Origin of the sequence: Micromonospora sp. NBC_01655 (assembly GCF_026339755.1) — a bacterium.
In the GTDB taxonomy this organism is placed as follows: Bacteria; Actinomycetota; Actinomycetes; order Mycobacteriales; family Micromonosporaceae; genus Micromonospora.
In genome coordinates this window covers 4,009,256-4,028,801 of record NZ_JAPEQF010000001.1, presented here as the reverse complement: position 1 = coordinate 4,028,801, position 19,546 = coordinate 4,009,256, and the positions used below count along the sequence as shown (strand labels likewise).

Annotated in this window: 18 protein-coding genes, 1 pseudogene and 1 riboswitch; of the genes and pseudogenes, 10 read left to right on the top strand and 9 right to left on the bottom strand. The window is 74.7% G+C overall.

Translation table 11 applies throughout. From position 1 onward, the window contains the following. Positions 1 to 8 precede the first annotated feature (8 nt). The 3 genes from OOK41_RS18490 to OOK41_RS18480 form a co-directional block, all read right to left on the bottom strand. Positions 9 to 1,232, bottom strand: coding sequence for a cytochrome P450 (locus OOK41_RS18490; RefSeq protein ID WP_266266087.1), 1,224 nt, complete (start codon positions 1,230 to 1,232; stop codon positions 9 to 11). Positions 1,233 to 1,321: 89 nt separating this feature from the next. Further along, the gene (gene rnhA, locus OOK41_RS18485; protein ID WP_117670353.1) at positions 1,322 to 1,795 is read right to left on the bottom strand and encodes a ribonuclease HI; all 474 of its coding nucleotides are present in this window, start codon (positions 1,793 to 1,795) and stop codon (positions 1,322 to 1,324) included. Positions 1,796 to 1,887: 92 nt separating this feature from the next. Further along, positions 1,888 to 3,081 (bottom strand): lycopene cyclase family protein, encoded by a 1,194-nt coding sequence (locus OOK41_RS18480; RefSeq protein WP_266266086.1) that lies wholly within the window; start codon positions 3,079 to 3,081, stop codon positions 1,888 to 1,890. A gap of 161 nt (positions 3,082 to 3,242) precedes the next feature. On the opposite strand from OOK41_RS18480, the gene OOK41_RS18475 reads away from it, so the two are divergent. Continuing rightward, the gene (locus OOK41_RS18475; protein WP_266266085.1) at positions 3,243 to 4,367 is read left to right on the top strand and encodes a serpin family protein; all 1,125 of its coding nucleotides are present in this window, start codon (positions 3,243 to 3,245) and stop codon (positions 4,365 to 4,367) included. A gap of 52 nt (positions 4,368 to 4,419) precedes the next feature. Here OOK41_RS18475 and OOK41_RS18470 read toward each other — a convergent pair whose 3' ends face one another. Then, positions 4,420 to 5,013: a GNAT family N-acetyltransferase gene (locus OOK41_RS18470; RefSeq protein WP_266266084.1), complete on the bottom strand. Its 594-nt coding sequence runs from the start codon at positions 5,011 to 5,013 to the stop codon at positions 4,420 to 4,422. 127 nt (positions 5,014 to 5,140) lie between these two features. On the opposite strand from OOK41_RS18470, the gene OOK41_RS18465 reads away from it, so the two are divergent. Further along, positions 5,141 to 5,467 (top strand): hypothetical protein, encoded by a 327-nt coding sequence (locus OOK41_RS18465; RefSeq protein ID WP_128763645.1) that lies wholly within the window; start codon positions 5,141 to 5,143, stop codon positions 5,465 to 5,467. Between the two features lie 166 nt (positions 5,468 to 5,633). Here the strand turns inward: OOK41_RS18465 and OOK41_RS18460 are convergent, their stop codons facing one another. Beyond that, complete coding sequence (locus tag OOK41_RS18460) at positions 5,634 to 6,566, bottom strand: TauD/TfdA family dioxygenase (protein ID WP_266266083.1); 933 nt, start codon at positions 6,564 to 6,566, stop codon at positions 5,634 to 5,636. 352 nt (positions 6,567 to 6,918) lie between these two features. Between OOK41_RS18460 and OOK41_RS18455 the strand changes: the two genes are divergently transcribed. The 5 genes from OOK41_RS18455 to OOK41_RS18435 all read left to right on the top strand — a co-directional run bounded on the left by OOK41_RS18455 (position 6,919) and on the right by OOK41_RS18435 (position 11,066). Then, a complete protein-coding gene (locus tag OOK41_RS18455; RefSeq protein WP_266266082.1) occupies positions 6,919 to 7,401 on the top strand; it encodes a hypothetical protein in 483 nt (160 codons plus the stop codon). Between the two features lie 89 nt (positions 7,402 to 7,490). Continuing rightward, the gene (locus OOK41_RS18450) at positions 7,491 to 8,126 is read left to right on the top strand and encodes a class F sortase (RefSeq protein ID WP_266266081.1); all 636 of its coding nucleotides are present in this window, start codon (positions 7,491 to 7,493) and stop codon (positions 8,124 to 8,126) included. A 76-nt stretch (positions 8,127 to 8,202) separates the two neighbouring features. Continuing rightward, on the top strand, positions 8,203 to 9,312 hold the full coding sequence (locus OOK41_RS18445) for a magnesium and cobalt transport protein CorA (protein ID WP_117670337.1): 1,110 nt from the start codon (positions 8,203 to 8,205) through the stop codon (positions 9,310 to 9,312). Between the two features lie 515 nt (positions 9,313 to 9,827). Next, positions 9,828 to 10,484: a C39 family peptidase gene (locus OOK41_RS18440; RefSeq protein WP_266266080.1), complete on the top strand. Its 657-nt coding sequence runs from the start codon at positions 9,828 to 9,830 to the stop codon at positions 10,482 to 10,484. Between the two features lie 162 nt (positions 10,485 to 10,646). Continuing rightward, positions 10,647 to 11,066 carry a YchJ family protein gene (locus tag OOK41_RS18435; RefSeq protein WP_266266079.1) on the top strand — a complete coding sequence of 140 codons (420 nt, stop codon included), beginning with the start codon at positions 10,647 to 10,649 and terminating at the stop codon, positions 11,064 to 11,066. 61 nt (positions 11,067 to 11,127) lie between these two features. Here OOK41_RS18435 and OOK41_RS18430 read toward each other — a convergent pair whose 3' ends face one another. The 4 genes and pseudogenes from OOK41_RS18430 to OOK41_RS18415 all read right to left on the bottom strand — a co-directional run bounded on the left by OOK41_RS18430 (position 11,128) and on the right by OOK41_RS18415 (position 16,381). After that, the gene (locus tag OOK41_RS18430; protein WP_266266078.1) at positions 11,128 to 12,330 is read right to left on the bottom strand and encodes an MFS transporter; all 1,203 of its coding nucleotides are present in this window, start codon (positions 12,328 to 12,330) and stop codon (positions 11,128 to 11,130) included. Between the two features lie 633 nt (positions 12,331 to 12,963). Next, positions 12,964 to 13,683 (bottom strand): annotated as a pseudogene (locus OOK41_RS18425) (hypothetical protein); the annotation flags it as partial. Between the two features lie 96 nt (positions 13,684 to 13,779). Next, a complete protein-coding gene (locus OOK41_RS18420; protein ID WP_266266077.1) occupies positions 13,780 to 14,661 on the bottom strand; it encodes a hypothetical protein in 882 nt (293 codons plus the stop codon). A gap of 34 nt (positions 14,662 to 14,695) precedes the next feature. After that, positions 14,696 to 16,381, bottom strand: a complete 1,686-nt coding sequence (locus OOK41_RS18415) for a serine/threonine-protein kinase (protein ID WP_117672705.1) — start codon at positions 16,379 to 16,381, stop codon at positions 14,696 to 14,698. A gap of 352 nt (positions 16,382 to 16,733) precedes the next feature. On the opposite strand from OOK41_RS18415, the gene OOK41_RS18410 reads away from it, so the two are divergent. The 3 genes from OOK41_RS18410 to OOK41_RS18400 all read left to right on the top strand — a co-directional run bounded on the left by OOK41_RS18410 (position 16,734) and on the right by OOK41_RS18400 (position 19,529). Beyond that, a complete protein-coding gene (locus OOK41_RS18410) occupies positions 16,734 to 17,867 on the top strand; it encodes an N-acetylmuramoyl-L-alanine amidase (protein ID WP_266266076.1) in 1,134 nt (377 codons plus the stop codon). 145 nt (positions 17,868 to 18,012) lie between these two features. After that, entirely contained in the window at positions 18,013 to 18,153 is a 141-nt protein-coding gene (locus OOK41_RS18405; protein ID WP_266266075.1) for a hypothetical protein, read from the top strand. Positions 18,154 to 18,275: 122 nt separating this feature from the next. Then, a riboswitch (SAM riboswitch) is annotated at positions 18,276 to 18,387 on the top strand. A 275-nt stretch (positions 18,388 to 18,662) separates the two neighbouring features. Continuing rightward, the gene (locus OOK41_RS18400; protein ID WP_266266074.1) at positions 18,663 to 19,529 is read left to right on the top strand and encodes an ABC transporter substrate-binding protein; all 867 of its coding nucleotides are present in this window, start codon (positions 18,663 to 18,665) and stop codon (positions 19,527 to 19,529) included. The last annotated feature ends 17 nt before the right edge of the window (positions 19,530 to 19,546 follow it).

Here is a 19,546-nt window from a genome sequence, read left to right as displayed (position 1 = left end):
GCCCCCGGTCACCAGGTCACCGGCAGGCTGTTGAGGCCGAACACGACCGACGTGTCGCGGGTGGAGACCTGCTCCGGCGTCGCGGTGGTGCGCAGCCCGGGGAAGCGGCGGGCCAGCTCGACCAGGGCGATCCGCAGCTCGGCGCGGGCCAGCGGCTGGCCGATGCACTGGTGCACCCCGAAGCCGAACGCCAGGTGCTGGTGCGCCTGCTGGTAGGGATCGAACTCGTCGGCGGCACCGAAGACCTCCGGGTCGCGGTTGGCCAGCGACAGCACGGCGATCACGCCCTCCCCCGCCCGGATCAGCCGGCCGCCGATCTCGATGTCCTCCAGGGCCAGCCGGGGCAGGCCGGTGCGGACCACGCTGAGGTAGCGCAGCAGCTCCTCGACCAGCGCGGGAGCCCGGTCCGGGTTCTCCCGCAGCGCGTCGAGGCGGCCCGGCTCGCGCAACAGCAGCAGGGTGCTCAGGCCGATCATGTTGGCCGTGGTCTCGTGGCCGGCGACGAGCAGCAGCAGGGCCATGCCGACCAGCTCGTCGACGGAGAGCTGCCCGGTGGCCACCCGGTCACGGACCAGCCGGCTGATCAGGTCGGTGGAGGCGTCCGCGCCGGTCTGCCGGGCGACGATCAGCTCGCGCAGGTAGTCCCGCAGCTCCCGGACCTCGGTGCGGACCCGGTCCACGGGCGCGGTGCGGTCGAGCAGGGTGCGGCTGCGGGCCTGGAAGAAGGCGTGGTCGGCGTACGGGACGCCGAGCAGGTGGCAGATCACCATCGAGGGCACCGGCAGGGCGAACGCCTCGACCAGGTCGGCGGGCGGGCCGGCGTCCTGGAGGTCGTCGAGGGCCTCGTCGACGGTCCGCTGGATCAGCGGCTCGATCCGCCGAACGTTCTTGATCATAAATTCGGCGGTGAGCATCCGGCGCAGCCGCGTGTGCTCGTCGCCGTCCATCCGGATGAAGCCACCCTGACGGTCCACCTCGGACTGGGGCGGCAACGGACGAAGCAGCGGGAAGCCCGGCTTCTCGAAATTGGCGCTGAGGCCGGGGTGGCGCAGCAGCTGACGCACGTCGGCGTGCCGGGTGACGAGCCAGGCGGTGCTGCCGGTTGCCAGCCGGACCCGGGTCACGGGCCCGGCCAGGCGGCCCCGCTCCGCCTCGTCGAGCAGGGCGAACGGGCCGTGGTCGGGGTTGGTCGGCGGCCAGAGGGGCAGGTCGGTAGCGGCGGTCGCGGTCACGCGGACACCTCCCGTGACAACTGTGAGTGACGCAATCAATCCGCAACGTTACCTATCGATGCGGATCGACACAAGACCGCGCGGCAGCCTCACCGCGCCGCGGACACCGCCCGGGCCTCGGTCATCCCCTTGTTGGCCAGGGCGTCGGCCCGCTCGTTCTCGGGATGGCCGTTGTGCCCCTTCACCCACAGCCAGGTCATCTGGTGCCGGGCGCAGGCGGCCTCCAGCCGCTGCCACAGGTCGGCGTTCTTGACCGGCTGCTTCGCCGCCGTCAACCAGCCGTTGCGCTTCCAGCCCGCCAGCCAGCCGGTGATGCCGTTGCGCACGTACGTGCTGTCGGTGTGCAACCTCACGGTGACCGGCCGGGTCAGGCTCTCCAACGCCTGGATCGCGGCCATCAGCTCCATCCGGTTGTTGGTGGTCGGCGTCGCCTCCCCGCCGCACAGTTCCCGCTCGTGTTCGCCGTAGCGCAGCAGGGCGCCCCAGCCGCCCGGGCCCGGGTTGCCGCTGCACGCCCCGTCGGTCCAGATCTCCACGACCCTGTCGGCCGTCGCGTCCGCCATGCCCGCAACCTACCGGGTACGCCCCGCGCCACCGTGGACCGGACCGTCGGGAACGGGCGGCGTCGCCCACACCACCACCGGCCGGCGGCGGGTCAGCCGCCGGGGCGGCGCAGCCGGCCGCCAAGCCGTCCGACGGCGTCACTGACGACGGCACAGGTCATCGGCAGCAACGGGCTGGACCGCATCACCGCCAGGTCCTCCGCCGGCGAGGTGTCGCCGTCGAGGAAACGCAGTACCCGCTGGGCGGGGTTTCGGTCGAACAGCCGGTCGAAGAACTCCGGGCCGCCGACCCGTCCGGTGTCCAGGGCCCGCAGCGCGACCGCGTCCATCCACAGGTGCCGCCGGGGGTACGCGGGCGGCGGCACCGGCGGCCGGCCGACGGCCAGCGCCCGGGCCACCCGGTCGGCCTGACGCAACATGGCGGAGAAGGTGAAGCCGGTGGAGGGGCGGGTGGCGCCACCGGCCGTGCCGAGGCGGACCACCCGGGGCGAGGGGCGGCGCGGGAACGAGGCGTCGGTCATCGGGATCACCCCGTCCTCCACCTCCCGCACCGCCAGCGCGGCCGGGTCCAGGCCGAGCCGGCCGAGGTAGCCGCGCAGCGCCCGGTCGTACCCGTCGTCGGTGAGCCGGTCCGGGGAGAACTCGGTGTACTCGACCAGCGCGTACCGGTCGCTGACCGGCAGCACGTAGCCGAAGGAGACGCCCCGCCGGGGCTGCGGGGTGCGGAAGTCCATCAGCACCGCCCGGGTGGGGTCGAACAGCGGCCCGCCGGACTCCACCCACCAGCCACGGAAGTGCTGCAACCAGGACGTGCGACCGGGCCGGACCGGCGGGTGGGGGCGGGAGTCGAGCACCCAGGACGCCCGGGCCAGCGGGACCCCGCCGGCGCCCCGGACCAGCACCCCGGCGCCGTCGTCGTCCAGGCCGGTCACCGCCGCGTCGATCCGCCTCGCCCCGAGGCGGCGCTCGGCCTCGGCGGCCCGGGCGTAGACCGGGGCGGAGCGCAGCATGGCGTACCGCAGCGGGGTGAGGTCGAGCACCCGGCGGCGGGCCGGGGTGGTCACCTCGACCTGGTCCCAGCTCGCGCTGAGCAGCGGGTCCAGGTCGCCGCCGGGGCGGTCCCAGAACGCCCAGGTGCGGTCCTGGCCACGCCTGCGCACCGGGTCGAGCACCGCGACCCGCAGCCCCCGCACGCCGTGCCGGTCCAGGGCGGCCAGCACGAGGGACCCGGCCCCGCCGCCGCCGACCAGGGCGAGGTCGACGTCGACCGGCGCGGAATCGTTCACCCCGACACGCTGTCACACCGCCGGGCTTAACCCGGCGCCACCCGGCCGGGTCGCGCCCGCCGGGTGACGGCTCCCCGCCGCCCGGTGGAGATCCTCTGGCATCCTCGACGGCGGCCGGCCGCCCGGCGGCTGCCGCATCCGCCCGACCCGAGGACGTCCGCATGAGTGTCGCCGCCACCAACGCCCTCACCGCCCGCTGGGCGTCCACCCTGGAGGACGGGCCGGGGGTGCTCTCCGGCGCCGGGGTGTACCCGCTGCTGTCCCTGCTCGCCCGGTACGCGGCCGACCCCGCCCGCTGCGAGCTGCTGGCCGCCGCGCCCGAGCCGGCCCGGTACGACCTGGCGGCCTCGCCGGCGGTGCGGCTCGCCCTGGGCGTCTGGTCCCGGCGGGGGCTGGAGCTGTCGGAGCGCTGGCGACGGGAGGTGCCGGCGGCGATGCGCGGCGAGTTGACCGGGGACCCGGCGGTGGACCAGCCGCTGCTCGACGAGTGGGCCAGCAGGCACACCGACGGCCAGGTCCCGCAGCTGCCGGTGCGGGCCACCCCGGCCACCGTGCTGGTGCTGGCCAGCGCGCTGTCCGTGTCGACCCGGTGGGCGCAGTCGTTCCACGAGACGTGGCCCCGCCCCGAGGCCGGCCCGTGGCGGGGCCGGAACCTGGTCGGGCTGTTCCGCGCCGGCGCCGACCTGAGCGCCCTGCGGGTGGTCGGCACCGGCGTCGGACCGCTGTCCCTGCTGACCGTCGCGGGCCGCGACGACGTCGACGTGGTGCTCACCCTCGGCCCGCCCGGTACGGGGCCCGCGGCGGCGCTGCCCGCCGCGATCGGCGCCCTGGGCGGCGGCGACCCGCTCCCGCTCGACGCCGGGCCGGGCGTGACCGAGCGGCTCGTGGCGGCGCCGGACGACCGGCCCGAACTCCAGGTGTCGACGGTCGGGTTCACCGTCACCGCCGAGCACGACCTGCTGGCCCGGGCCGCCCTGTTCGGGCTCGCGGCGGCGACGGATCCGACCGGGGACCACTTCCCCGGGATCAGCCCGCGCCTGGTGGTGTCGCAGGCCCGGCAGAGCGCCACGGCGTCCTTCAGCGCCACCGGCTTCCTGGCCGCCGCGGTGACCGCCCTGGGGTTCCGAGCCGGCTCGGCGCCGCCGCGGGACACGACCCACAAGCGCGTGGTCCGGCTGGACGTCGACCGGCCGTTCGGGTTCCTCGCCGTGCACCGCCCGACGGGGCTGGTGCTCGTCGCCGGCTGGGTGACCGACCCCGACACCCGGGACGCCCCGGGCCGCTAGCGGCCACGCACGGCGGCGACGTCGGCGACCAGGTGCTCGGGGGACGGTGCGGTCACCCAGCGTCCAGGTGCCCGCGGCGTGGGCCGTGACGGTCCCTGTGTCCATGATCAGAGTTTCCCGGGCGTCGCGCCCGGTACAGCACGTGCCGGCGCAGCGGGCCCGAGTCGACCTCGGGGTGGTCGAAGTCCTCGCCCGGATCGGTGGTCATGCCGAGGCGACGCATCACCGCCTGGGAGCGCACGTTGCCGACGGCGGTGATCGCGACGATCTCGGGCAGCCCGATGGTGTCGAAGCCGTGGCGCAGGGCGGCGCGGGCGGCCTCGGTGGCGTAGCCGTGGCCCCAGGCGGGGCGGGCCAGCCGCCAGCCGACCTCCACACCGGTGAACGGCATCCCCTCGTCAACGTCGTCGAGGCCGACGAAACCGACGAAACCGCCGGTGTCGCGGACCTCGACGGCCCAGAAGCCGTAGCCCTTGGCGTCGAGGTCGGCCTGGAAACGGCGGGCGGACGCGGCGGACTCCCCGGCGGTCAGCGGCGGGCCGAGGAACTCGCGCACCTGCGGGTCGGCGTTCATCGCCGCCCACGGCGCCAGGTCACTGGCCCGCCAGCCCCGCAGCACCAGCCGTTCGGTCCGGAATTCGATCACCGGCCCACCGTACCGCCGGGATCCAGCAGTTTTCGCCGCGGCGGCGGCGGACCGGCCGGACGGACGGACGGCGCGACGGTAGCCTCCCGGAGGAACATCCATGTCCGACGATCCGATGGAGGATGGCATGACGATTCGACGGCGCCTGCTGCGGGCCACGGCCGGCTGCGTCGCGACGACGGTGGCGGCGACGGCGCTGGCGGTCGCCGGGCCGGCCGGGGCCGCGCAGGCCGCCTGCACGACGAGCAGCTTCACCGTCGTGTGGGACTACGCGGGGATGTACACCGAGCCCAACGAGGCCACGCTGTACGGCACCCGCCGCTACGGGCAGGTCGTGACGGGCCCGACGGGCAACACCTCCAACGGCTGGACCCTGACCTACGACTGGTGGAACGGCCTGCCGCTGTGGGCGTACATGAAGGACGCCTCGTTGCAGTACCGAGGGTGCGCCTGACCGACAGGCCGGCCGGTCCGGTCACCGTGGGGTACCACCCACGGTGACCGGCCGTCGCCCATCCTCCCGCCATGAGCCTGTCGCTGCCGGAACCGGGACCGTCGAACGCGCCGGACGCCCTGGGTGGGCGGTTCACCGACGCGGCGACCCGGCCGACGCGGGCGGGTCAGTCCCGGCCCGTGTCCAGCCAGAGCCGGATCAGGTCGCGGCGCCGCTCCGGCTCGGGATGGTCCTCGTACGCGGTGCGCGCGTGCACCACGACGTCGTTGGCGAGGAACTGCATGTCCCCCACCCGCAGGTCCATGCCGAGCACGAACCGCGGGTCCTCGTGCAGCCAGTCCAGGACGTCCATCGCCTCCCGCTGCGCCGGGGTCAGCGGCGGCACGTGCGCACCCCGCTGCGCCGAGCGGATGTAGTCCGGCCCGTAGTGGGCGGTGAGGCGACCGCCGACGCGGGCGTACACGGGCCGCTGCGCGAAGCTGTCCGGCCCGTCGCCGGTGCGCCGGTCGTACCACCACGGCTCGTAGAGCACGCGGGCCAGGTCGGGGCGGGTGCGCACGATCTCGTTGTGCACCGCCACCGAGCTGACGACCGTGCTGAGCCCGCCGGAGCGGGCCGGCCGGACGCAGAGCAGGGCGACGACGTCGGTCGGGTCGGCGTGGTACCCGATGCCGCGGCGGTGCTCGTAGCTGCGGGTGGTCGGCCGGTCTGGGTCGGCGCCCCGGTCGCGGACGTGTCGTAGGACCGCGCCGTCGGGCCCCTGCCCGACGAGCCGGCCGACGTGGGCGGCGACGCCGAGGGCGAGCAGTTCGCAGCCGCGCGCGGTCAGCCCGGCGACGGGCAGGCCGCGGACGAGCCCGACACCGCAGCCGCCGGTCACCTCGGCGGCCAGCCGGTCCAGCCGCGGGCCGAAGGTCGGCAGCGGAAAGTCGGCCTGGGACAGCCCGTCCGGTGAACCGCCGGTGGCCTCCACGGCGGCGACCGCGGCCCGCACCTCGGCGCGCTGGGCGTCGCCGAGCACGAGCTGCCAGTGCCCGGCGGCGGCGAGCTGGTCGGCCCGCCAGTCGGCCGGCCCCCGCACCTGGTCGATCACTGCCACGGCACCTCCCCGGATCGGGCCCGGCCCGCCCCGGCCGGACGTCGTCCCATCATCGACCGGAGTCGACCCCGGCGGGGGCGCGCTCTGCCGAGGGCGTAACCCGTGCTCGGCCGCCGGCCCGCCGCGCCGGGCGGGTACGACCCGGACCGCCGGGCTGACGAGCGCCGGCACCGCCGTTTCCGCAGCTCTCATGCCGCCCGGGTGGACACGTGACGGCAACGAAGAATTCTCGTTTTCACCGGATCGGGTGCCCAACCCTCCTAGTGTTGGGCACACCGGTGCTCAGTCACGGAGTTGGCCACCCGAACGACGTCCCACGCAGTCAGCGGACGAAAAGTGAGGGAAGACGCGAATGAAGACACAGTCAGTTCTCGGATCGGTGGCGCTCGGCGTGGGTCTCGGCACGCTTCTGCTCCCGGTCGCCGCGCTCGCGGACACCACGGTGTCACCGGCCACCACCCCCGTCGGCGGGACGGTGGTGCTCACCTCGACCTGCAACCCGAAGTCGGGCGACGCGATCTTCCGCGTCACCGGCCCCGACCGCGACCAGAACGTCCGGTCCACCACGGCCGCCGCCGGCGGCGGGCTCAGCGCCGAACTGTTCACCGCCGGGTTCACCCTCGGCACGTACACGGTCACGGCGACCTGCGGCGACGGGACCTCCTCGGGCAGTGCCACGTTCACCGTCACCCCCATCGGCGGAGCCCCGGCCGGCACCGGCCCCCGCGCGGACAACCACGGCCTGCTGGCGGCCGGCGGCACCCTCGTCGCAGCCGCGGCCACCGGCGCACTGCTCCTGGTACGTCGCCGGCGCTACGCGGTCGCCCGCGCCTGACGACGTACGTCACCACCATCCCTGAGACGGGTGCCCGCGCCGGCCCACGCCGCCGCGGGCACCCGCCCGCGTACGCGAAGGAGGCGCACGTGCCCACCGGCGACCGGGTCCCACGGACCGCCGTGGCGCTGATCGCGCTGGCCGGCGTCGCCGGAGGCGGGCTGCTCGCCCTCGGGGCGACCCGCACGCCCCCACAGCCACCCCGGGTCGCCCCGGGTACCGTGACCGACCCGGCGACGGGCCGCAGCACCGTGCCCGGGAAGCCGCTGCCCCGCGCCACGCCGGTCCGGATCACCATCCCGGCGATCGACGTACGCGCCGACCTGGTGCCGGTCGGCGCCAGCGCCACCGGCGAGGTGGAGGTCCCGCCGTCGGACCGGCCCGCCGCCGCCGGCTGGTACCGCCTCGGGGCCAGCCCCGGCGAGGCCGGCAACGCCGTCGTCGTCGGGCACGTCGACTCCCGGGAGAGCGGCCCGGCGGTCTTCTTCGCCCTCGGCCGGCTCAAACCGGGCGACCGCATCCAGGTCACCCGCTCCGACGCGCGGGTCGCCACGTTCACCGTGGACGGCGTCGGTTCGTACCCGAAGGCGCGGTTCCCCACCGACCTGGTCTACGGCGCGGGCCCCGCGCCCCGGCTGCGCCTGGTCACCTGCGGCGGTCGGTTCGACGAACGCGCCCGCTCCTACCTGGACAACGTCGTCGTCTTCGCCACCCTGCTGCCCTGACCGCCCGCCCCCGCCCCGCCGGCGCCCGGGAGATCGCCTACGGTTGCGGTCAGTTCCGGCGTCGCGGAGGTGAGCGGTGGACCAGCGAACCGTGCGGGCCCGATGGCTCGGGCGGCTGCCCGCCCTGTTGCGCCGTACGTGGAGCCGGCCGGTCGCGGTCGCCGTGCCCGCCGGCGGGCGGTCCAATCCGGACGCCGTGGTCGACTGCGCGGTCTACGTCGACGGACGACGCCAGCCGGGACGCCCGCACTACACCGAGGCGTACACGCGGCGCAGCCGGAGTCGACGCTCGTTCGTCTGGCTCGGCCTGCACGACCCGGCACCGGCGGTGATGGCCGCGGTCGGGCTCACCTTCGGCCTCGACGAGCACAGCGTCGCGCAGGCCCTCGCCGACGGGCACCGGCCGACCCTGCAACGGCACGGCGACGTGACGCTGCTGGTGCTACGCACCGCCGGCTACGTCGCGCACACCGAACTGACCGACACCTCCGAGGTGATCGACACCGGCGACGTGATGGTGTTCCTCGGCGACCGGTTCGTCATCACCGTCCGGCACGGCGCGGCCGGCGCGCTCGCCACGGTACGCGAGGACGTCGAGCGCCGCCGGGCGGTGCTGGCCGAGGGCCCCTGGGCGGTGGCGTACGCGGTCTGCGCCCGGATGGTCGAGCTGTACCTGGAGGTCGCCGGCCACGTCGAGTCGGACCTGGAGCGGCTGGAGGAGACGGTCTTCGCCCGCGACCGGTCCGCCGACATCCAGCAGATCTACCAACTCAAGCGGGAAATCGTCGAGTTCAAGCGGGCGGTACTGCCGTTGCAGGCGCCGATGCGGGTGCTGCTCGGGCAGCAGCCCGACGGCCCGCCCCCGGCCCTGCGCCGCTGGTTCGCCGACGTGGACAGCGACCTGGCCCGAGCCGTGGACCGGGTCGGCGCGTACGACGACCTGCTCAACTCGATCCTCCAGTCCCGGCTGGCGCAGTTGGCCGTCGAGCAGAACAACGACATGCGCAAGATCGCCGCGTGGGCGGCGATCGCCGCCGCCCAGACCGCCGTCGCCGGGATGTACGGCATGAACTTCGCCAACATGCCCGGACTGAACTGGCGCTACGGCTACCCGGCGGCGCTACTGCTGATGGCGACGGCCGGGCTGACCCTGCACCGACTGTTCCGCCGCTCCGGCTGGCTCTGACCCGGCCCAGCCGCGCAGCGCATCCCAACATCAGCACGTTGTGCGGGATGTTGCGGCCTTTCGCGGGCTCCGATGCCGCAACATCCCGCACAACACGGGGCACCCCGCCTGCTCCCCTCCGCTTCCGTCCCCGTTGATCAAGAGGTTTGCGTCAGGATTCGCCGCCCCCTTGACGTAAACCTCTTGATCACCGGGTCTGGGGGGTCGGTGCTGGGTGGTTTGGGTGGTGTGGGGGGTTTGGTCCTGTGGGCGGGGTCACGCCGGCGGTGGAATCGGTCGGGGGGCGGGGGTGTTGTACATGGTTCACCCGGGCGGATCCCGGCCCGGGCAGGCCCCGGCTCTCCGGCCTTCGTGCCGGTGGAATGCGGGGCCCGGCGGGATCGTTGCATCCCCCTGGACGACCCGAGTAGGCCCCCGGCCGCCGGGTTGGTCCCCCGAATCTCTTTCTCTCGCGGCAGTCGCCCCTCTTCGGGGTTGTGTTGTCGTGTGTCCCCCGAGCAGAGGAGCACGCCATCATGGGTACCGATCTGATCCGTAGGACCGCGCTGACCGCTGGTGTTCTCGCCGCCGCCGCTGGTGGTATCGCCGCCCCCGCCGTCGCCGCGCACGCGGCCCCGGCGGTGAAGGCTCCCACCGTGCAGGCCGATCGTAAAACTGGCGGGGAACGGCAGCTCGACGTGCGTTACGAGGCGCAGCCCAACTTCTACTACTGCGGTCCCGCCGCCGCCCGTAACGCCCTGTCGGTGCAGGGCAAGGCCATCAGCGTCGACGCCATGGCCAGGGAGATGGGCACCACCGAGAACGGCACCGACTCCATCAACGACATCACTCCCGTCCTGAACAAGGAGACCGGCAGGAACGACGCCTACCGCAGCGTCGAACTGCCCACCGGCAAGGCCGACACCAAGCAGACCGACACCCTGCGCGCCGACGTCGTGCGCACCGTCGACCAGGGCCGCGCCGTCGTGGCGAACATCGCCGGCACCACCACCGACACCACCGGCACCACCCACTCCTTCGAGGGCGGCCACTACATCAGCGTCGTCGGCTACCACGACAACGGCAACACCGTCACCATCGCCGACTCCGCCAACCCCGACCAGGCCAGCTACCAGATCACCATCGACAACCTCGCCGACTGGATCGCCACCCGCGGCTACGCCACCTCCTGACCCCACACACGACAAAGGGCCGGCCCCCACCCGGGGACCGGCCCTTTGTCGTCGCACATCAGCCAACTCCACACCCTCGGCTCGGCGGCACGACGCGAAGCGGCCGGGACAGAGCCAGGAGCCCGCGCCCGGGTGCCCCGACCGCTGGGGCAGGATGGGGACGTGGCGAAGAGACCCACCCGGGCTGGCGCACCCCGGGACGCGAACGGACCCTGCCCGTGCGGGACCAGCCAGCCCTACGCGGAGTGCTGCGGGCGGCTGCACCGGGGCGCGGCGGACGCGGCCACCGCCGAGACGCTGATGCGGTCCCGGTTCAGCGCCTTCGCCGTCGGCGACGCCGCCTACCTGCTGCGCAGCTGGCACTCCTCGACCCGGCCCGCGCGGCTGCGCCTCGACCCCGGGCAGCGGTGGACCCGGTTGGAGATCCTCGGAACCGAGCGCGGCGGGCTGCTCGACAGCACCGGCACGGTCGCGTTCCGGGCCCACTACCGCGAGGGCGGACAGCCCGGAACGCTCACCGAACACAGCCGCTTCACCCGCGAGGACGGCCGCTGGGCCTACCTCGACGCACTGCCGGACTGAACGCGGCTCATCCCGCCGGCCTGACCCGGCCAGCGACGAGCCGGCGGAACCCGCCTGGACGTCACCGCCGGACGCGCCGTCCGACGGCCAGCACCAGCGCCACCACCAGGTAGGGCACCGCCGCCCAGACGAACGCCAACCGGTTGCCGGCCGCCGTGGCCACCAGGCCGTAACCGCCGTACACCAGCACGATCGTCAGGTCGCTACCCATCCCGGCCAGCGAGGTGACCGTGGCCCGGCCCGGCCCGGTGATGCCGGCCTGCAACCGGGCGTCGACCAGCACCGTCGCCAACTGGAACGCCGCGAACGCCACCCCGATCAGCACGAAGCCGGCCGGCCGCCCGACGCCCGCGCCCACGGCCAGGGCCAGCGCGGCGACCGCCAGCAACCCGGCGAGGCCGCGCCGCCCCCACCGCTCCCCCACCGGCGCGAGCAGCCCGCCGACGGTCACCCCCGCCCACGCCATCAGCACCAGCAGCGGCACCGTCGACGCCGTCACCCCGGACTCCCGGGCCAGCAGCGGCACGTACTCGTCCACCGCCCCCCACACGGCGGTCACGACCGCCACCAGCAGCACCGCGCCGCGTACCCGCCGGTCGGCGCGGACCTCGGCCAGCCCGGACCGCAGGCTGTCCCACCAGCCCGGCCCGGCGTCCGCGTCCACCGGCCCGCCGGGGGCGCGCCGTCCGGGCAACGCGGCGGCCACCACCGCCGCCGCCAGGCAGGCCAGTACGCTCGCCGCCCCCACGGCCGGGTACCCGCCCCAGCCGAACACCGGCCCGGCCACGAGGATCGACGCCACCACCGCCAGCATCTCGGCCGTCCGGGCCCGCCCCATCACCCGGGCGTACCGGCCAGCCACCCCGAGACGCTCCAACTCGGTGAAGACCAACGCCTCCAGCGCGCCGGAGCGCAGCGCCCCACCCGCGCCCCACAACAGGAAGCCCACCGCGAACGCCGGGTAGGACGGCACCAACACCCACAGGGCGAAGCCGGCGGCGGCGCACAGCGGGGCCAGGCAGAGCAGCAACCGGCGGGACACCGCGTCGGCCCAGGCCCCCGACGGCAACTCGAGGACCACCCCCGCGACCGACCAGACGACGAACAGGGACGAGATCTGCCACAGCGACAAGCCGGTGTCGCTGAACAACAGCGCGTACAGCGGATAGAGCAGGACGAAATCGGTGAGGAACGCGTAGCCGTACAGGGTGACGGACAGCCGGCGGACGGCGCCGCCGGACACGCGTGCGGAGATGAGAACCATGAGACCTTTCCACGGGGACGCGCACGGACACCGGAGTTACGGCGTCCGTGGCGGCCCGCGGCAGCGGTCGTCAGCGGCGGATCAACATCGCCAGGTCATGCCCGCGATCATAACCGGCAGCGGCGGGCGACGCCGCCCGCCGGGCGGCCGGCCCGGGCGCAGCGCCGGTCCCGGGCACAGCGCCGCCAGGCAACCCCGGCGCGCCCCGGCGCACAGCGCGGGACGGGACGGGACCAGCCAGGGCCAACGGCGGCGCGGGGTGGAGAGGGCCCGGCCACCCCGCGCCGTGCCGCGTCAGCGGTTGGCGGCGTCCCCGTCCGGCCGGGGAATGACCACCGTGGCGTCGCCCGTCGACCGGTCGTGCTCGCCGGCACGCTGCGGGTACGCCGAGGTCGGCCGGGAGGGCTCCGACCCGGCGGACGGGGTCACCGGCTCGGTGGGCTCCATCCCGTCGCCGGTCAGCCGCGGCACCACCTGCGTCCGGTCAGGGTCACCGCCGGCCGTGACCACCTGCGTCCGGTCGGGGTCGTCGGCAGGCTCCCTCGGCACCACCTGCGTCCGGTCGGGGTCATCGCCCGTCGGGACCACCGGCCGGGCCCGCTCGGCGTCCCCGGTCGCCGGGCCCGGCGCCGCCAGCCGGTCCGCCACGTCCCGCCGACCCGCCTGGTACGCCCGCGCGTGCGTCGCGATCAACTGCGACTCCCGCTCCGCCCGGCTCAGCCACGACTCCCACCGGCTCTGCATCGGACGGACCAGCCCGCCGCCGATGCCGACGACGAGGATGCCACCGACGGTCGCCAGCACCGCGACCAGCACCGGCGTGGTCACCGCGGTCGCCACGCCGATCTGGTTGAGCGCCGCGATGACACCCAGCCCGAGGATGAACACCGACGCGATCGTCGCCAGCACCCGCCCGTACGACAGGCCGCCCAGCGCGCTGCTGATGATGTCCTTCACCGCGTGCGCGATCGCCGCCGCGACCACCACGATCACGATCGCCACGAACGCCCGGGGCAGCCACGCGATCACCCCGGCGATCAGGTCCGAGATCGGATTCGGGCCCCAGATACCGAAGGCGAGCTGCAACGTCACCAGCAGCACCCCGTAGTAGGCGAGCTTCGCCACGATGTCGCTCGCGTCGTACCGGGACCGGGCCAGCGCGGCCTTGACCCCACCGCGCTCGACCGCCCGGTCGAAGCCGACCCGCTCCAACACCTTGTCCACGACCTTCAGCACGGCCTTCGCGACCAGCCAACCGGCCACCAGGATCGCCACGAAACCGAGGGCCTTGGGCAGGAACAGCAGCACTGCGCGCAGGGCGTCCCCCACCGCGTCACCGAAGTTGTCTCTCATCGAAGGGTCCTTCACACCAGGGGCCGCAAACGGATCCGTCGGGTCTACCCCGGCCGCCCCGCGCGGAAACACCGCCGCCCCTGGCGCGGGCCGCCGTCAGCTCCGCCGGCAGCCGTACCGGACCTCGGTGCCGGCCTGCATTGGCGCCGGCTCGACGATGTTGACCGTCGCCGTCTCCCGCGTCGCGCCCACCCCGCTGAAGGACCACTTCAGCGGCAGCGTCACCGTCCGCTGTCCCCGCCCGACCCGCTCGCCGACCAGCGCCCCAGGCGCCGCGCCGGAGCGCAGCCACTGGTAGCGGATCGTGCCGGCGTTGCCGTTGGTGCGCACCGTCGCGACCACCAGCACCGTCACGTCGCACCGGTTGCCGGCGGGCTCGGTCACCGCCACGGTGACCCCTTCGATCCCCAGCGGGCTGAGCCGCTGCCAGACGAACAGCCCGACCACCACCACCAATGCCACGGTGACCAGGGTGGACAGCGCCGAGACGACCCGCCGCCACACCGACCGGGGCCGCCGGGCCGGACCCGGCTGCCGCCAGGCGGGGGCGGCCGGCGCGACGGCCGGCACTCCCGGCCCGAACCGCACCTCGCCCGGGGGCCCGGCGGCGGCCGGGCCGCCGGGTGGCAGCGCCCCGCCGACGGTCGGCCCGGCCGCCGTGGCCGGTGCGGGCCTCCCGGCCGCGCCGGCCACGATCGTGGGATCGGTGAGGCCCCCGGCGGTACGCGCGGAGCCGGCCCGGCCCCACGTCGCGATCGTCGCGTCCGGCTCTCCCGGCCCGGGCGGCCACGTCCCGCCCGCCGCGACCGTGCCGCCCAGCCCGACCGTGCTGCCCAGCCCGACGGTCCGGCCGAGATCCACCGTCCTGCCCAGATCGGCGGTCGGCTCCCCCGGGCCCGGCCGCCCCGGAACGGACGGCGTCCCGGGCAGCGCGCTGCCCGGGGGCAGCGCCGCCGTCGGCTCGTTCGGATCGTTCATCGCCAGCCTTCCCACATCGTCGTCCGCCGCCCGGTCAGCCCGGCGTGCAGAACGGCTGCAGGCTCACGTACGCCGCCCCGCCCGACCCGGCGGAGTTGCCCGCCGCGTCGACGGCGGTGACCTGCACCGGGATCCGGATGCCGTCGGCGGGCCGGTCGAACGGGCCGAGGGTGCCCTCGAACACGCCCTTGCCGACCGACGACATGACCACCGTGGCGGACTGCCCGCCGGCCGTGTAGCGGAACGACACCCGCAGCGCGTCGGCGGCCGACCGGTCGTCGGTGACCGTCACCGTGACCGGGGTCGACGTCGCCCCGTACGGGCAGCCCCTCGGTTCCAGGGTGATCGACCTGATGCTCGGCGACCCGACCGTGGGAGCGGTGACGTCCGGCGGGGGCGCCGACGGGGTGCTGCCCGCCGACGCGGTGGGCGTCGCCGTCCGGGTGGGTCGACCCGTCGGCGACGGGGGCCGGGACGTCGGCACGGCGGTCGTCGGGCCGCCGGTGGTCGGGGCGACGGCCGAGGGGGTCGGCGTGGCCTCCGTCGGGGTCGGCGTGACCGACGGCGGCGCGGCGGAGCCGGACGCCGGGTCGACCGCCGCCGGCGCGACGACCGGGGCGGCGTCGTCCACCACGGCCACCACGTCGGGCTCGCCGCCGGAGGCGTACCGCCAGCCGACCCCGCCGACCAGCACGGCCGCGGCCAGGGCCCCGCCGATCAGGGCCGGACGGGCCCGCCCGGTGCGCATGCGTCGACCGGTGCGGATCTGCCGGCCCGTGCCCGGGCTGCCGTCCGGCACGAGGACCGTGCTGGCCAGGCTGGTGCCGCCGCCCGAGGCGTCGGGGAACGGGAACAGCGCGGCCAGCAGGGCGGCCCGCCGGGCCAGCTCGCGGCCCCCGTGCTCCTCCCAGTCCGCCCCGTACCCCTCGGTGGCGATCTGCTCCAGGATGCCGAGGAAGACGTGTGCCGGTTGGGGTCGCTCGGCGGGCAACTTGGCCATCCCCCAGCGCAGCAGCTCGTGCACCGGCGGCGGGGCCGGATCGGTGGGGATCGGCGCGTACGCGTGCTGCTCGCGCAGGGCCAGCAGGCTGCGACCGTCGTACGGGGGGTGACCGGTCAGGCACTCGAAGAAGGTGGCCGTGGCGGCGTAGATGTCGCAGGCCGGGGAGGCTGCCGCGCCCGTCCACTGCTCCGGGGCCATGTAGCGGGGCGTGCCGGTCACCATCGTGGCCGACTCCCGACCCACCGGCATGGCGATGCCGAAGTCCGCGAGCTTGCTCTCCCCCTCGGCGGTGACCAGCACGTTCTCGGGCTTGTAGTCGCGGTGCACCACCCCCCGCGCGTGCGCGGCGGCGAGCCCGGCGAGAGACCCCTTGAGGACGCGGAGCGCGGCCTGCGGCCCGGTCGGCCCGTTGGCGCGCAGCATCTGCCGCAGCGAGACCCCGTTGACCAGCTCCATCACGATCGCCGCGCCCGCGGTCGACTCCACGTACTCGTAGAGCCGGGAGACGTGCGGATCGTCGATGTCGGCCAGCAGCCGGGCCTCGGCTCGGAAGGGGTCGCGGAAGGCGGGGTCCGCGCCGAGGACGCCGACGAGGTACTTCACGGCGACCGGGGTGCCGGTCGCGTCGTGGGTGGCGAGCACCACCCGCCCGGACGCACCCGAGCCCAGCTCGCGTACCTCGGTATAGCCGGACACCCGCCAGCTGTTCCCACTCATTGGACGGTCTCCACGGCTCTTGCGGACAGCGGCCCGGCACACAGGGACGCCGCTCATTGTGGCGGCCGATGTCCAGCCCGCCATCGGCGCAACGGTTGCATCCCCCGCGCCGGACGTCGGCCTTTCTTCCGGCGAGTGCCGGACGGCTCGACTGTGGTGGCGAGCACTTCCCCTAAGGCATCCTAGGAGGCTAGTGCATAGGGCGCGGCCGGCCCGTCGGCAGCCGGCATGGCCGGCGACTCCCCCTCCACCACCTCTGGCGCTGCGCGCCGGTTGGCAATATCCTCCACCTCACGCTTTGCTCCTGTAGCTCCTTTTCACTCTGCCCGTCGTCGGCCACAGAGGAGATGCCATGCACTTCGACCACCCCGAGCTGGACCGCCGCACCCTGTTGCGGGCCGGACTCGGCGCGGCGGCCGTCGCCGTCGTCGGCACGGAACTCGCGTTCCCCGCCGCCGCACAGGCCGCGTCCGGAGCGGACGTCGACTGGATCATCGGCTGCGACGAGTGGGGCGCCCGACCGCCGTCCGACCCGCTGTCGGTCAGCGCCATCGCCACCAACAAGATCATCGTGCACCACATGGCGTTCCCGAACGTCACCGACTACTCGCGGGAACAGGCCGTGAAGCTGGCCCGGGACTGCCAGAACCTGCACATGGACGGCAACGGCTGGTCGGACACCGGCCAGCACTTCACCGTCAGCCGGGGCGGGCACGTGCTGGAGGGCCGGCGCGGCAGCCTCGACCGGCTGGCCGCCGGCGACCGGCAGATGATCTCGGCGCACTGCCCCGGGGAGAACGGCCGGGCCATCGGCATCGAGAACGAGGGCACGTACGTCACCGAGACCCCACCCCAGGAACTACTGGACTCGCTGGTCAGGCTCTGCGCCACGATCGGCCGCCAGTACGGCCTGCACGCCCACGACATCTTCGGCCACTGGGACTTCCGCACCACCGCGTGCCCGGGAGCGGCGTTCTACCGGCAGTTCCCCGAGCTGCGCCGGCGGGTCTTCCGCGAGTTGGGCACCAGCATCGGTGACGTGCCGGCCCGCCGCTGGCCGGACCTGTGGCGGTTCGTCAACTCCCCGACCGTGCGGGTGGCGCAGTACCTGCTCACCCACCGCGGCTACGTCGTGCCGGTGAACAGCACGTTCGACGCCGCGACCGTCGCCGCCGTGCAGGACTGGCAGGCCCGCAACGGCATCCCGGTCGACGTCGACGCCACCCTCACCGGGCCGACCTGGGAGACCCTCGCGCCCGAGCTGGACAAGCACGCCACCGGCGCCCCGGTCAGCGCCGTGCAGTTCATCCTCAACTCGAAGGGCTACGCCGACGTCACGGTGACCGGCGAGTTCGACCACGCGACCATGCAGGCCGTCCAGGACCTCCAGCGGCTGCACGGCCTGCACCCGAACGGCAAGCTCAGCACGAGCACCTGGTGCGCGCTCGTCGGCGGCGTGGTCCGCCAGTCGTTCCAGGCCGGCTGACCGGGCCCACGGACGTGGTGGGGCGGGCCCGGGCGGGGTCCCGCCCCACCACTCACATCCGGGCGACCGGACGACGCGGCCGGACACGGGGCGACGCGCCGACCGGTCAGCCGCGCAGCGCCACCGGCAGGGCCCGTGGTGGGCGATGTTCAGCCGGGACCCCGCCCTGGTCAGGGCCACGTACAGCCGGTGCGGCCCGCGCGCCTCGGCGGCCACGATGTCCGCCGGCTCGACCAGCACCACGTGGTCGTACTCCCTGGCCCCGGCGCCGGCCTGGCCCCGTTGACCGGTCGGCGGCGGTCACCGCCGCGAGGGCGACGTCCGACGTGCCGCCCGGAGCCCACCCGGGGTGAGCGTGGTCATAACGACTGGACGCCCCACCCGGTGCCGTTGCTAGGCTTCCCACCAGGTCATGAGCGCCAGCGTCAAGCCCCGGCTCGCTGGCCGGCAACCCTCCTCCGCGGTGGGGTGCCCCGGGTGAAGACCAGGCACCGGAGTGTCACCGGTGCAAGCGTGGCCTGGTCCCCAGGTCAACACCGACCCTGGAGAACCATGTCTGCTCGTTCCTGCGTTCCGCCCGGTGCCGCGTGCGCGGCCCCGGCTGCGTCACCACCCCGTCCCGCGCTGATCAGACGCCGGCACGTGGACCTGATGCGGGTGTGCAGCGACGGCTGTCACCGTCCCGCGGCGCGCTGAGCGCCACCCCTCTTCCGTAGCCCCTTCCGCGGCCCGCCCACCGGCCGGCCGCGGCCGGCGGCGTGCCGTCCGCGCGCCGCCCTATCCCAGGAGACACCTGTGCGATTCCTCCCTGCCCTGACCAGGTTCGCCGTGCTGGGCGTCGCGGCCGTGCTCGGCGCGACCACCCTCACCGCCTGCGGCGACGACACCTCGGCCACCGCCGACAACCCGTACGGCCTGGTCCAGCCCGGCGTGCTGCGGGCCGGCACCCTCACCGACGCGCCGCCGAACGTGTACCTGAAGGGCGGAAAGTTCACCGGATTCGACAACGACCTGCTCACCGCCGTCGCGGCGAAGCTCGGCCTGACGGTGGAGTTCGTCGGCACCGACTTCTCCGCGTTGCTGTCCCAGGTCAACAACCGCAAGTTCGACGTCGGCAGCTCCTCGATCACCATCACCGAGGCGCGGAAGAAGACCGTCGACTTCGGCAACGGCTACGACTTCGGCTACTTCGGCCTGGACGTCCCGGCCGGCTCCCCGATCACCGGCTTCGACCAGCTCGCGGGCAAGCGGGTGGTGGTCGTGCAGGGCACCGTGCAGGACGACTACGCCACCGGCCAGAACCTGAACCCGGTGCGGGTGCCGGACTACAACGCCGCGCTCAACCAGCTCAGGGCCGGCACCTCCGACGCGTGGATCGCCCCAGCCGAGATCGGCGAGAAGTCGGCCGCCGACAGCGGCGGCAAGATCACGGTGGCCGCGAAGCAGCTCAGCCCGGCCCCGACCGCGTACGCGGTGGCCAAGGGCAACGACCCGCTGCGCGCGGCGCTGGACAAGGGCCTCGACGAGGTCATCGCCGACGGCACGTGGAGCCGGTTGCAGGGCCAGTACTACCCGGGCCGCCCGGTCCCGGCGGACTTCACGCCGGGCAGCGGCAGGGTGCCGGCACCGTCCGGGTCGGCCGCGCCGTCGGCGTCCTCCTGAGTACGCGGACATGACGG